General features: G+C 66.3%; 11 protein-coding genes and 1 tRNA gene. 10 read left to right on the top strand and 2 right to left on the bottom strand.

Annotation, left to right across the window (positions count from 1 at the left end):
* The first annotated feature begins 31 nt into the window (after positions 1 to 31).
* The 7 genes from carA to WFI54_RS01620 are packed head-to-tail and all read left to right on the top strand — an operon-like array spanning position 32 to position 9193.
* A complete protein-coding gene (gene carA / locus WFI54_RS01650; RefSeq protein WP_336651635.1) occupies positions 32 to 1222 on the top strand; it encodes a glutamine-hydrolyzing carbamoyl-phosphate synthase small subunit in 1191 nt (396 codons plus the stop codon).
* A 3-nt stretch (positions 1223 to 1225) separates the two neighbouring features.
* Positions 1226 to 4543: a carbamoyl-phosphate synthase large subunit gene (gene carB / locus WFI54_RS01645; RefSeq protein WP_336651059.1), complete on the top strand. Its 3318-nt coding sequence runs from the start codon at positions 1226 to 1228 to the stop codon at positions 4541 to 4543.
* Complete coding sequence (gene pyrF, locus WFI54_RS01640) at positions 4540 to 5418, top strand: orotidine-5'-phosphate decarboxylase (RefSeq protein WP_336651058.1); 879 nt, start codon at positions 4540 to 4542, stop codon at positions 5416 to 5418. The genes carB and pyrF overlap by 4 nt, the downstream gene beginning before the upstream one ends.
* 29 nt (positions 5419 to 5447) lie before the next feature.
* On the top strand, positions 5448 to 6359 hold the full coding sequence (gene gmk, locus WFI54_RS01635) for a guanylate kinase (protein ID WP_336651057.1): 912 nt from the start codon (positions 5448 to 5450) through the stop codon (positions 6357 to 6359).
* A gap of 17 nt (positions 6360 to 6376) precedes the next feature.
* Positions 6377 to 7366: a DMT family transporter gene (locus WFI54_RS01630; protein WP_336651056.1), complete on the top strand. Its 990-nt coding sequence runs from the start codon at positions 6377 to 6379 to the stop codon at positions 7364 to 7366.
* A gap of 34 nt (positions 7367 to 7400) precedes the next feature.
* Complete coding sequence (locus tag WFI54_RS01625) at positions 7401 to 8039, top strand: response regulator transcription factor (protein ID WP_336651055.1); 639 nt, start codon at positions 7401 to 7403, stop codon at positions 8037 to 8039.
* On the top strand, positions 8036 to 9193 hold the full coding sequence (locus WFI54_RS01620) for a sensor histidine kinase (protein WP_336651054.1): 1158 nt from the start codon (positions 8036 to 8038) through the stop codon (positions 9191 to 9193). Before WFI54_RS01625 ends, WFI54_RS01620 begins: the two co-directional genes overlap by 4 nt.
* Positions 9194 to 9225: 32 nt before the next feature.
* Here WFI54_RS01620 and WFI54_RS01615 read toward each other — a convergent pair whose 3' ends face one another.
* Positions 9226 to 9888: a DNA-3-methyladenine glycosylase gene (locus tag WFI54_RS01615; protein WP_336651053.1), complete on the bottom strand. Its 663-nt coding sequence runs from the start codon at positions 9886 to 9888 to the stop codon at positions 9226 to 9228.
* 80 nt (positions 9889 to 9968) lie between these two features.
* Here WFI54_RS01615 and WFI54_RS01610 point away from each other — a divergent pair, with 80 nt between their 5' ends.
* From WFI54_RS01610 to WFI54_RS01600, 3 genes are all read left to right on the top strand, one after another.
* Positions 9969 to 10523, top strand: coding sequence for an HdeD family acid-resistance protein (locus WFI54_RS01610; RefSeq protein WP_336651052.1), 555 nt, complete (start codon positions 9969 to 9971; stop codon positions 10521 to 10523).
* Positions 10524 to 10606: 83 nt separating this feature from the next.
* Positions 10607 to 11383 (top strand): FadR/GntR family transcriptional regulator, encoded by a 777-nt coding sequence (locus tag WFI54_RS01605; protein ID WP_336651051.1) that lies wholly within the window; start codon positions 10607 to 10609, stop codon positions 11381 to 11383.
* Between the two features lie 57 nt (positions 11384 to 11440).
* Positions 11441 to 11514, top strand: a tRNA-Ile gene (locus tag WFI54_RS01600).
* A 142-nt stretch (positions 11515 to 11656) separates the two neighbouring features.
* Here the strand turns inward: WFI54_RS01600 and WFI54_RS01595 are convergent.
* The gene (locus tag WFI54_RS01595; protein WP_336651050.1) at positions 11657 to 12259 is read right to left on the bottom strand and encodes a TetR/AcrR family transcriptional regulator; all 603 of its coding nucleotides are present in this window, start codon (positions 12257 to 12259) and stop codon (positions 11657 to 11659) included.
* Positions 12260 to 12348 lie beyond the last annotated feature (89 nt).

Genomic DNA, 12348 nt, shown 5'->3' with positions numbered 1-12348 from the left:
GGTGTCGACCCCCCAGTCGACGACGAGCGTTGTGACGACGCCACCGGCAGCCGCAGTGCCGCAGGGCGGGGCCGTGCTGGTGCTTGAGGACGGCTCCCGCTACGAGGGCCGAGCCTACGGTGCGACCGGCCGCACGCTCGGTGAGGTCGTGTTCTCGACGGGCATGACCGGTTACCAGGAGACGCTGACCGACCCCTCGTATGCGGGGCAGATCGTGCTGATGACCGCGCCGCACATCGGCAACACGGGCGCCAACGACACCGATATGGAGTCGCGCAAGATCTGGGTGGCGGGCTTCGTGGTGCGCGACCCAGCACGTCGCGTCTCCAACTTCCGTGCGCAGCGCTCGCTCGACGAAGACCTCGTCAATGACGGTGTCGTCGGTATCTCCGGGGTCGACACCCGCGCTATCACTAGGCACATCCGATCCGCCGGTGCCATGCGCGCTGGTGTCTTCTCGGGCGCAGACCTCGCCCTCTCGGCAGATGAGCAGCTTGCCCTCGTGCGCGAGCAGGCGAGCATGGCAGGCAAGAATCTCTCGGCAGAGGTCACCACCCCAGAGCGCTACGAGGTGCCGGCTGCTGAGGGCGTCGAGCGTGTCGGCTCCATCGCGGTGCTCGATCTCGGTATCAAGCGCGCCACCGTGCGCTACCTCTCGGAGCACGGCTTCGACGTGATCGTGCTGCCCGCGACGACCTCGGTCGACGAGATTCGCGCCATTGCGCCCGACGCGCTGTTCTACTCGAACGGCCCCGGCGATCCTGCTGCCTCCGAGCAGCAGGTGGTGCTGCTGCGCGAACTGCTGCGCGACGGCATCCCCTACTTCGGTATCTGCTTCGGCAACCAGCTGCTCGGTCGCGCGCTCGGCTTCGGCACCTACAAGCTGCCCTTCGGCCACCGCGGCATCAACCAGCCCGTGCTCGATAAGCGCACCGGCCGGGTTGAGATCACGGCCCAGAACCACGGCTTCGCCGTCGACGCCCCGATCGAGGGCGTGCACGACGCGCCCGAGGGTTTCGGCCGGGTTCAGGTGAGCCACTACAGCCTCAACGATCAGGTGGTTGAGGGGCTCGAGTGCCTCGACATCCCCGCGTTCTCGGTGCAGTACCACCCTGAGGCTGCGGCAGGTCCGCACGATGCCTTCTACCTCTTCGATCGATTCCGCCAGCTGGTGACGGATCGGGCCTCGGCAGGCTCGGCCAGCGCAGAAGGAGCCAACTAAGCCATGCCCAAGCGTTCAGACATCAACTCCGTTCTCGTCATCGGATCGGGCCCGATCGTCATCGGTCAGGCCTGCGAGTTCGATTACTCGGGCACCCAGGCCTGCCGCGTCCTCCGGGAGGAGGGCGTGCGCGTGATCCTCGTCAACTCCAACCCGGCGACGATCATGACCGACCCCGACTTCGCCGACGCCACCTACGTCGAGCCCATCACCCCCGAGGTGATCGAGTCGATCATCATCAAGGAGCAGCCCGACGCCATTCTGCCCACCCTCGGTGGCCAGACCGCGCTCAACGCCGCCATGGCGCTGCACGAGCAGGGCATCCTTGAGAAGTACGACGTGGAGCTCATCGGTGCGAAGGTCGATGCGATCCGCCGCGGCGAGGATCGCCAGATCTTCAAGGATCTCGTGCTCGAGGCAGGCGCCGACGTGGCCCGCTCGCACATCGCGCACACTCTGGAAGAAGCGAAGGAATTCGCGAAGGATCTCGGCTACCCCCTCGTGGTGCGCCCCTCCTTCACCATGGGCGGCCTCGGCTCGGGCTTCGCCTACACCGAGGAGGACCTGATCCGCATCGCCGGCGACGGTCTCCACTACAGCCCCACCAGCGAGGTGCTCCTCGAGGAGTCGATCCTCGGCTGGAAGGAGTATGAGCTTGAGCTCATGCGCGACACCTCCGACAACACTGTGGTGGTCTGCTCGATCGAGAACGTCGACGCGGTGGGCGTGCACACGGGCGACTCCATCACCGTGGCGCCCGCGCTCACCCTCACCGACCACGAGTTCCAGAAGCTGCGCGACATCGGCATCGACATCATTCGTCGCGTCGGCGTTGACACCGGCGGCTGCAACATCCAGTACGCGGTCGATCCGGTGACCGGCCGCATCATCGTCATCGAGATGAACCCCCGCGTGTCTCGCTCCTCGGCTCTCGCATCGAAGGCCACTGGCTTCCCGATCGCGAAGATCGCGGCGAAGCTCGCCCTCGGCTACCGCCTCGACGAGATCCCGAACGACATCACCCAGAAGACTCCCGCGAGCTTCGAGCCCACCATCGACTATGTCGTGGTGAAGGCGCCCCGATTCGCGTTCGAGAAGTTCCCCGCCGCCGACGACACCCTCACCACCACCATGAAGTCGGTGGGCGAGGCGATGGCGATCGGCCGCAACTTCACCACGGCGCTGCAGAAGTCGCTGCGCTCGCTCGAGAAGCGCGGCACCTCCTTCCACTGGGATCCTGTTGCGGAGTCCGAGCGCGAGGCGCGCGTCGCCGAACTGCTGGAGAGCTCGAAGCGTCCCACCGACGGTCGTATTGTCGACGTGCAGCAGGCGCTGCGCCTCGGCGCGACCATCGAGCAGGTGTTCGAGTCGACCGCCATCGATCCGTGGTTCCTCGATCAGATTCAGCTCATCAATGAGGTCGCCGAATCCGTTCGCACGGCGCCGCAGCTTACGCTCGACGTGCTGCGCGAGGCGAAGGATCACGGCTTCAGCGATGCGCAGATCGCCGCGATCCGCGGAGTCAGCGAGAGCGAGATCCGCGGCCTCCGTCACGGTCTCGGCCTGCGCCCCGTCTACAAGACCGTCGACACCTGCGCGGGCGAGTTCCCGGCGCTCACGCCCTACCACTACTCCTCGTATGATCTCGAAACCGAGGTCACCCCTTCCGAACGCAAGAAGGTCGTGATCCTCGGATCGGGCCCCAACCGCATCGGCCAGGGCGTCGAGTTCGATTACTCGTGCGTGCACGCCTCCTTCGCGCTGAGCGAGGCGGGCTACGAGACGATCATGATCAACTGCAACCCCGAGACGGTCTCCACCGACTACGACACGAGCCACAGGCTCTACTTCGAGCCGCTCACGCTCGAGGACGTGCTCGAGGTCATCCACGCCGAGCAGGCTTCGGGTGAGCTGCTGGGCGTTGTGGTGCAGCTCGGGGGGCAGACGGCGCTCGGGCTCGCGCAGCCGCTCAAGGATGCCGGGATCCCGATCCTCGGCACCACTCCTGAGGCCATCGACCTCGCAGAAGAGCGCGGCGCGTTCTCCCGCATCCTTGAGCGCGCCGGCCTCACCGCCCCGCGCAACGGCACCGCGATCGACGAGGACGGTGCGGTGCGGATTGCCGAGGAGATCGGCTACCCGGTGCTCGTGCGCCCGTCGTTCGTGCTCGGCGGTCGCGGCATGGAGATCGTGTACGACACGGCTTCGCTGCGCGGCTACTTCGGGCGCATCGAGGGCCACGCGCTTGTGGGCCCGGGCCACCCGCTGCTGGTCGACCGCTTCCTTGATGACGCGATCGAGATCGATGTCGATGCGCTCTACGACGGCGAGCAGCTGTACGTCGGCGGCGTGATGGAGCACATTGAAGAGGCGGGCGTGCACTCGGGCGACTCCAGCTGCACGCTGCCGCCGGTGACGCTGGGCCACGATCAGATCGCCCAGGTGCGCGAGGCCACGCTCGGCATTGCCGAGGGCATCGGCGTGCGCGGTCTGCTCAACGTGCAGTTCGCGATCGGCCAGGGCGTGCTCTACGTGCTCGAGGCGAACCCGCGCGCCAGCCGCACCGTCCCATTCGTGTCGAAGGCGCTGGGGATCCCGCTCGCTAAGGCGGCTTCGCGCATCATGGCCGGCGAGACGATTGCGCAGCTCATCGAAGGTGGTTTCCTTCCGGAGCGCGATGGTTCGCGCGCCCCGATCGATGCGCCTATCGCGGTGAAGGAGGCTGTGCTGCCCTTCAAGCGATTCCGCACGCATGAGGGTCTTGTGGTCGATTCGCTGCTCGGCCCTGAGATGCGTTCGACGGGCGAGGTCATGGGCATGGATCGTGATTTCCCGACCGCGTTCGCGAAGAGCCAGTCGGCCGCTGGCAGCGAGTTGCCGACCTCGGGAACGGTGTTCCTGTCTGTGGCGGATCGCGATAAGCGTGCGGTGGTGCTGCCGGCGCTGCGCCTGCAGGAGTTGGGCTACCGCATTCTTGCGACGCAGGGCACCCAGGTGGTGCTGGCCCGCAACGGGATCTCCTCGGAGGTGGCGCGCAAGCACTCCGCGCAGGCTGAGGGCGACACGATCGTCGACCTCATCAACAGCGGGCAGATCGACATGATCGTGAACACGCCTTCGGGCTCGTCCGCGCGCGCCGACGGCTACGAGATCCGTGCCGCTGCCGTCGCCGCCGATAAGCCGATCTTCACCACGGTGTCTGAGCTTTCGGCTGCTGTGGGTGCGATTTCGGCGCAGCAGCAGGGCTTCGCGGTGAAGTCGCTGCAGGAGTATCAGGCGGATCGCGACGCGGCTCTCAGCGAGGCGGCGACCGCGCGATGACGTCTCTCGCATTCGGTGCTCGGCTCGCAGCGGAGTTCGCTGCGGGCCGGCACCTCTGCGCCGGTATCGACCCCCACGCGCCGCTGCTCGCCGATTGGGGGCTCGGCGATGACGCTGCCGGAGCGGAGCGGATGGGCCGTGAGGTTGTGGCCGCTGCTGCCGGGGTGGCCGCCTGCGTGAAACCGCAGGTGGCGTTCTTCGAGCGCTTCGGCTCGGCGGGCTTCGCAGCTCTTGAACGCGTGCTCGCAGACGCCCGTGAGGCCGGGCTGCTGGTGGTCGCCGACGTGAAGCGGGGTGACATCGGTTCGAGCTTCGGCGCCTACGCTGAAGCCTGGTTGGCCCCGGGGTCGCCGCTGGAGGCCGATGCGATGACGGCGGTGGCCTATCAGGGCTTCGGCAGCCTCGCGGGTGCGTTCACGCAGGTGCGCGATCACGGCAAGGGCCTGTTCGTGCTTGCTGCTACTTCGAACCCGGAGGCGCGTGAGGTGCAGCGTGCGGTGCGCGACGACTCACGCAGCGTCGCCCGCGCCATGGTCGAAGACGCTGAGGCGTTCAACGCCGATCTCGCGACGGGGTCGACCGCGGCTGCGGTGGGTGCTGTCGGCGTGGTGCTGGGTGCCACGCTCGACCTGGCAGATTTTGGCATCGACGTTGCGAAGCCGGCGGTCGGCCCGGCGCTGCCAGTCTTGGCACCGGGCTTCGGCCATCAGGGCGCCCGTATCGAGGAGGCCGCGCAGATCTTCGGTGGTATCGGTCACGCGCTGCTCGCGAACGAGTCGCGCAGCATTCTCGCCGGGGGAGTGGATGGCCTCGCCGCTCGCGTGCGTGAACGCGCCGAGGCGATTGCTGCGGCGCTCAGCGCTTCGCGCGTATAGCCTGGAACCGGGAGTTGAGGAGCAGAACGATGAGCACGAATGGCACACCGCAGCAGCGCACGATGCCCGAGGTCGACAGGGTTGCGGCAAATCGCGCCGCGATCGCCGCACGCCGGGCGCGCGCCGAGCTGAAGCGGCGGCTGCGCAGCGGCGAGGTGTCACCGCTGCGGGTGCTTGAGCAGTCTCGGGTGCCTGGCAGCACCGAGGCGACGCTGCGCATCACCGACTTCTTGCTCTCGTTCCCGGCGATCGGTGCGGTGAAGGCCGACCGCGTGCGCGATGATCTCGGCATTTCGGAACGTAAGCGTCTGGGCGGGCTGGGCGCGCTCCAGCGCGAACGGCTCGAAGGGTTCGTGCGCGAGCGCACCGGTGCTGCCTCTTCGGAGCGGCCGCCGCTCACCGTGCTCGCCGGCCCGACAGCGGTCGGCAAGGGCACCGTCGCCACCTACATTCGCGAGCACTACCCGGAAGTGCGGCTTTCGGTGTCTGCGACGACCCGTGCGCCACGGCCCGGCGAAGAGCACGGTCGACACTATTTCTTCGTCGATGATGAGGGCTTTGACAGGATGCTCGCCGCCGACGAACTGCTGGAGTGGGCTACGGTGCACAACAAGTACCGCTACGGCACGCCGCGCGGTCCGGTGCTCGAAGCGGCCGCGCGCGACGAACTCATGCTGCTCGAAATCGACCTGCAGGGAGCGCGCCAGGTGCGCGCGAGTATGCCGGAGGCGCGGCTCGTGTTCCTTGCCCCGCCGAGCTGGGACGAGCTGGTGAACCGCCTCGTGGGGCGTGGCACGGAAGATGCAGAGGAGCGGAAGCGTCGGCTTGAGACCGCGAAGGTCGAGCTGGCTGCTGCCGAAGAGTTTGACGAGATCATCGTGAATGACGAGGTGCCGCGCGCTGCAGCACGTCTTGTCGATCTCATGCGCGGCGGTGCGTGACCGTGACGATGCTGGTCATGTCCGGGATCGAAGAGGTCGCTGGGCTCGACCCGAAGCAGTTCTTGGGGATCCCACTCGCGCTGATCGGCGCGGCGCTGCTCGCCTTTGGTGCGCAGTTTCAGTCGCGTGGTCTCAACAAGGTTGAGCGCCTCGTCGGTGCGAGCGCCGGCTCTGGCCTCTCCTTTCGGCATGTGCTCGGTCTGCTGCGCCGACCGTCGTGGGTGAGTGGCACGCTGCTGCTCGGTCTCGCGGTGGCGTTTCAGATCGGATCGCTGGCGTTGTCGCCGATCATCATCGTGCAGCCGATCGGTGTGGTGGGACTGGTCATCACTTCGATCCTGAACTCGCGCATGAGTGGCGTGCGGCTCGACAAGAAGGTGCGAGTGTCTGTGGCTCTGGCAGTGCTCGGGATCGTCGTGTTCGTGAGCATCGCGGCGTTCACCGCCACTGATAGGCCGGTCACCGACGCGAAGCTCACCACGATCCTCATCACCTTTGCCGTGGTCCTGGTGGTGGCCCTCACCGCCTTCGTGCTGTTGCGGCACCGCGGGGCGGCGCTGATCTACATCGTCGGTGCCGGCGTGCTCTATGGCTTCGTCGCGACCTTCGCAAAGGCCGTCATCGGCCGATTGCAGCAGGGCGAGTTCGAGACGCTCACCTGGCTCTGCGTAGCAGCGCTCGCGGTGGGGGCACTGCTCGGTATGGTCTTCGTGCAGAACGCGTACTCCTCGGGCCCGCCTGATCTCGTGGTTGCCGGGCTCACGGTGATCGATCCGATTGTCGCGGTGCTCATCGGTATCGTCGTGCTGGGGGAGGCCGCGAACGCCCCGCTGTGGGCAATCTTCGCGTTCATCGGGTCTGGTGCGCTGGCCGTGGTGGGCGTGGTGGGGCTCGCGAAGTTCCATCCGCAGACGGGTGCTTCGGCGCTCGATGAGGCTGGTGCGGACCCCGACGGACCTTCGCAGCAAGCGAGAGACGCGAATTCTGCCGTATCAGACGGGAACTGACGCTCAATAGGCACGATCGATGGAGGAAAGACGGGTGACGCAGACACTCAGCATCGGAGTTCTCGAAGACCAGCCGCTCTTTCGGGAGATGCTGCTGCACCTGCTCCGCTCCGTGCCGGGCTTCACGGCGGTAGCAGCCGGCGACTGCGCCGCTGCGCGAGACAATTGGGATCCGCAACACCTCGACGTGGCGCTGCTCGATGTCGAACTGCCAGACGGCACCGGGATCGACGCTGGGCGTGCCCTGCAGCGAGCCAACCCCCATCTCGCTATCGTGCTGCTCTCGGCCGTAGATCGGACGCAGCTGCTCGTCGACCTCGACGAGCGCGAGCAGTGGAGCTACCTTTCGAAGAACTCCTCGACCTCCGCGGCCAAACTGATCCGCACCTTGCGCGCCGCCGCAGCGGGACACTGCATCATCGACCCCGAGATCATCACCTCCCGCACGGTGCGGGCAGGCGGCCGGCTCGCCACGTTGAGCGCCCGCCACGTCGAGGTGCTGCAGCTCGTCACCGAGGGGCTCACCAACCAGTCGATCGCCGAACAGCTCGGCATCGCCCTCAGCTCAGTGAACAACCACGTCAATGCGATCTACGCGAGCCTCGACATCGACCGAGAACGTTGCAACCCGCGCGTTGCTGCGGCACGCATCTTCCTGGCGGAGACCGCGTGATTCCCGACTCGCCACGCGATCCGCACCCCACGGATCAAGCCGCGGATGCACGGCTGCTGATACTGACGGTGTTGCTCATCGGCGTGTTCTTCGCCTTCGGCGCCACAGCCCAGTCCATGCTCGTGCACGGTGTGCCCGCACCTCGCCTCGGCGGACACGCGCTCGGACCCGTTGCGGAAGCAACGTTGCGGGCCTCGATCAATCTGCTCACCGTGGGCATCATTGCACTCGGGGCCGCGTGGATGCGGATCATCGACAGACCCCTCTGGATCGCCGCCGCCTGCGCGCTGCTCGTCTCAGTCGTCGCGGCGACGGCGCGCGGTGCCCTCCAACTCACGTTCGACGTTCACCCTGTCGAGAAACCCCTGGACACCCTGCACGACGCCATCACCTTGGTGCCAGTCTCGCTCGCAGTGCTCGGCACCGGAGTGGCGATTGTCGCCCTGAGTAGGCGGGCGCGTTCTGCAGACCGAGAACGGCATGCGGCGGCGATCCGCGCCGCAGAAGCCCTTGACGAACTGCAGCAGGAAGAGATCCGGGTGCGGCGCGAAGTCGCAGACACCCTGCACGGGACCCTGCAGAATCGCTTCGTGATGCTCGCAGCGTCTCTCGCCGAGTCAGGTGCGCAGCTTGACTCGGGCGTTGATGCCGCCGAATCCCGGGTTGTCGCGGAACGTGTGCGCGCGGTGCGCGCCGAACTGGAGGAGCTGCGCGAGCGCGAACTGCGCGCCCTGAGTGCTGCGCTCTATCCCGAAGCGCTCGATCTCGGTCTGGTGCCTGCAGCCCGGGCGCTTATGGCCCGCATTCCGCCCTCCATCCCCGTGCATGTCTCAGTCAATGAGGTACCCGTGCCAGACCCGCTCGACCGCACGAGCAGGCTGCTGCTCGTGCGCGCTATCGAAGAAGGCGTATCGAACGCGCTGCGTCACGGTGAGGCGAGTGAGCTGGCGCTGAGGCTCGAAGGAAGCGACGGTCGCATTCTTGCCGAAGTGCGCCACCTCGGTGCGGCACCCGTCGACAATCCCGAACTCAGCGGGCTCGCCCGCCTTGGCGGTCGCATCTCGGATCGAGGCGGCGAACTCATCCTGCAGTCGAAACCCGACGGCGCTGCGCTGCGTGCCTGGCTGCCCGCGGGCACCGGCGCACCTGCCTGAATCAGCTGCGCCGGTTGACTGAGGCGTGCCTTTCAGCCGCGATACGACCGAGGTGCGCCGCGGCCGGGCCTGAACGCCGACACACTGGGCTCGCCCCCAATCCAGAAGCGCCACGGGAACGCAGGGCCTCCAGCCTCACCGGCAACCCCCACCCGCGCGCCGCTCCGAAGATCCGCCGCAGGCGCCTCTGGTGCGCGCAATATGAATGGCGCCTCGAACAGGTCAAGGCCGTCGTGCATCTCACGAGAGATGCCGAGCGCCGTCGCCACATTGCCAGGGCCCCGAGCGAGCATATGCGCCGGCACCATCGTGCCACCCCGCTTCGCCGAACGACGCCGCTGCGCGATCTCGTGCCCCTCGACCACCTCGCCCGCCCGGATCAGCACCCCGGAAGCGGCGCCTTCCGGGGAGCACACGAGATTCAGCGCAAAGTGCATCCCGTAACTGAAGTAGACGTAGGCGTGACCGGGCGGGCCGAACATCGAAGCATTGCGATCGGTGCGGCGATCCTTCGAGTGCGAGCCAGGATCATACGGGCCCGGAACGCCGACCCCGTGATAAGCCTCAACCTCGGTGATGCGGATCGCCACCACACCCCGACCCCCGACGCCGTCATCACCGGCGACGGCGAGCCTGGCACCCAGCAGCATCGGGGCCACCTCAAGCGCGGGGGAGAAAAACAGCTCGCGATCCACCCATCCATTCTGATGCAAGGCCCGTGCCGTACGCTGGGAGGGAGCGCCCGTCCACCATCAGGGTGCCGAGGAGGTCGACAGTGAGCCAGTACCCCATAGTCACCAGCACCGGGCAGCGGCGCTTCCCTTGGTGGACGCTGCTTATCACCGGCGTGCTCGTTGCGGCCGTCGGCGTCGGTTTCCTCATCTGGCCGTTCTTTGCGGCAAGCTGGATGCTCGTCGTGCTCTTCGGTTCCGCACTCATCGCGAACGGCCTTGCCGTGCTCACACGATCCGCCGGCTCCTCGGCTGCGCTCATCGGTGGCCTCGTGCTCATCGCAGCCGGAGTGCTCGCGATCGTCTTCTCAGACCTCACCGTCGGTGCGATCGTCGCCTTCGTCGGTGTGGCGCTCGTCGTGTTCGGGGTGCTGTGGATCGCGATCAGTGCTCGTTTCGCTGGGCGCAGCCCCGTGATTCTTGTGCCCGGTGTGCTGATCCTCGTCGGCGGAATCGTTGCGCTGGCCTGGCCTGGACTCGCCCTCGCCGTGATTGCCGTGATCGGGGGCATCTGCCTCGTGCTGCTCGGGGCGCTCATCATCTGGACTGCGAATCGGCTGCGCCGCGTCGACGTGTCGACCACCACCATCGTGATGTGAACAACGCCACGCAATCGGTGTGAGCAGCCTGTGTGTACCCGATAGAGTTGACGCAGTTCCCCACACCCCCCACGAGGTCTGACATGGCAAGCACCACCCGCGGCTCCCAGAAGGCGCGCGACACGCTCGACTTCCTGCGCGGCCGGATCTCGAGCGGCGAATGGTCGGTCGGCGATCTGATTCCGAAAGAACCCGAGCTTGTCGAACTGATCGGCGTGGGCCGCTCCACTGTGCGCGAAGCGGTGCGATCGCTCGCAGCCTTCGGCATGCTTGAAACCGTTCCCGGCGTGGGTACCTTCGTGCGATCCCGCACCCCGGTGAGCTCGATCTTGTCGGAATTTCTCGCAGATCACGATCTCGAAGAAGTGCTCGTCTACCGGCGATCTCTCGAGATCGAAGCCGCCCAACACGCCGCCGTGCACCGCACAGAGGAACAGCTCGAGGGGCTCCGGGAGGCGTATCGCCGAGTGCACGAGGGGATTGCCGGCGCGGCCTCGCCCGAAGCCCTTGATACCTGTAACCGCAGCACCGCCCCCGACGCCTTCCACAGGCTCGTGGTCGAGGCGAGCGGCAGCAAATTGTTGCTCGACCTCTACCTCGGGGTCATGTCGGTGCTTGAAGGGGCGAGCACCGAGGGCCGTGTGATCCTCGGCACCACACTTGAAACGATGCACCGCGACCACGGTGCCGTGCTCGACGCCATCGCCGCACGCGATGTGCGCAACGCGGCGCACTCGATGGCGTTGCATGTCGATCGCGACCTCGGCCTGCGCACCGACATGCTCGACTTCACCGGGCAGACCGAGCGCGCCACGTCGCTCATCGATGCCGGCTACGACCCGAACCGCATCCGGTCCTGAGGTGGCTGCGGCCGCGCGAGACGCATCGTCTGCTCCACTATGATGGAACGGTTGCAAGGGGCGTTAGCTCAGTCGGTCAGAGCAGCGGACTCATAATCCGTCGGTCGCGGGTTCAAGCCCCGCACGCCCTACGAGTGCTTGGAAAGCACTGCGCGGTCTTCGTTGATCGGCGATTTGTGGGTACCCATCCAAAACCCTGCTCAGGCGTTGAATTCAGCCCGGGAGCCCGATGCCTCCGAGGTCCGGGGTTGAGCAAGTGGGATCTCTGAGATCCTACGATTCTTTCGCTGCGGCCCGTGTTTGCAGTTCGACTGCCATCGGCTCAATCATGGCGATGAGTGTTGATGACACCTGATCGAACGGTTTCCCCGCTTCCAGGAGACGAGTGGCCGAGTGAACGACCGCATTGATCATCTCACCCAGAGCCTCGGAATCTTCGACTCCCAGGTCGTCAAGTGTGCGAATCAGTGGCTCCTGAATGGCCCGATGCATGCTCGCTGCTTGTTCGTTCAGGGCTTCTCCGGGAGAGAGGGCCGCAAGTGCAGAACCGACGGCGTGTGCTCCTTCATGCACGAGGCGAAGATTCTCAACTGCGTAGGCAACGAGTCGGCCGCTTGGCTCGGCCTCAGCATCCATGGCATCAGTGATGCGTATGGTCCATCTGGGGAAAATGTCCTCCACTAGTGCCTGAAGCAACGCTTCCGTGGATTCAAAGTAATGGTAGACACTCGATCTCGCCAACCCTGCGCGCTCAGCGACATTTCGCATGCTTCCGATTTCGCCCGTTTCCTTAAGGATCGCGTGTGCGACGTCGAGGAGCAGGCGCTCTTGATTTGCGCGGTGCTCAGCTACGGTATTCGCAGTGATTCGTGGCACAGTTCATCCTCCACCGGTCTTATTCCGTCGCCTGCTACTGAACTTACCGTGAAGCTGACCGTTCGGGCGAGGTGGAAGACTCGTGGAGG

This window comes from Leucobacter sp. MMO-125 (assembly GCF_037148395.1).
Lineage (GTDB): Bacteria > Actinomycetota > Actinomycetes > Actinomycetales > Microbacteriaceae > Leucobacter.
Note: the sequence above shows the minus strand (reverse complement) of the source record. Positions and strands in the feature narration are given on the sequence as shown.

What these genes read in the sequence shown, in the direction of transcription:
- carB (WP_336651059.1), top strand. Translation starts at nt 1,226, where the DNA reads ATGCCCAAGCGTTCAGACATCAACTCCGTTCTCGTCATCGGATCGGGC.
- pyrF (WP_336651058.1), top strand. Translation starts at nt 4,540, where the DNA reads ATGACGTCTCTCGCATTCGGTGCTCGGCTCGCAGCGGAGTTCGCTGCG.
- gmk (WP_336651057.1), top strand. Translation starts at nt 5,448, where the DNA reads ATGAGCACGAATGGCACACCGCAGCAGCGCACGATGCCCGAGGTCGAC.
- WFI54_RS01630 (WP_336651056.1), top strand. Translation starts at nt 6,377, where the DNA reads ATGTCCGGGATCGAAGAGGTCGCTGGGCTCGACCCGAAGCAGTTCTTG.
- WFI54_RS01605 (WP_336651051.1), top strand. Translation starts at nt 10,607, where the DNA reads ATGGCAAGCACCACCCGCGGCTCCCAGAAGGCGCGCGACACGCTCGAC.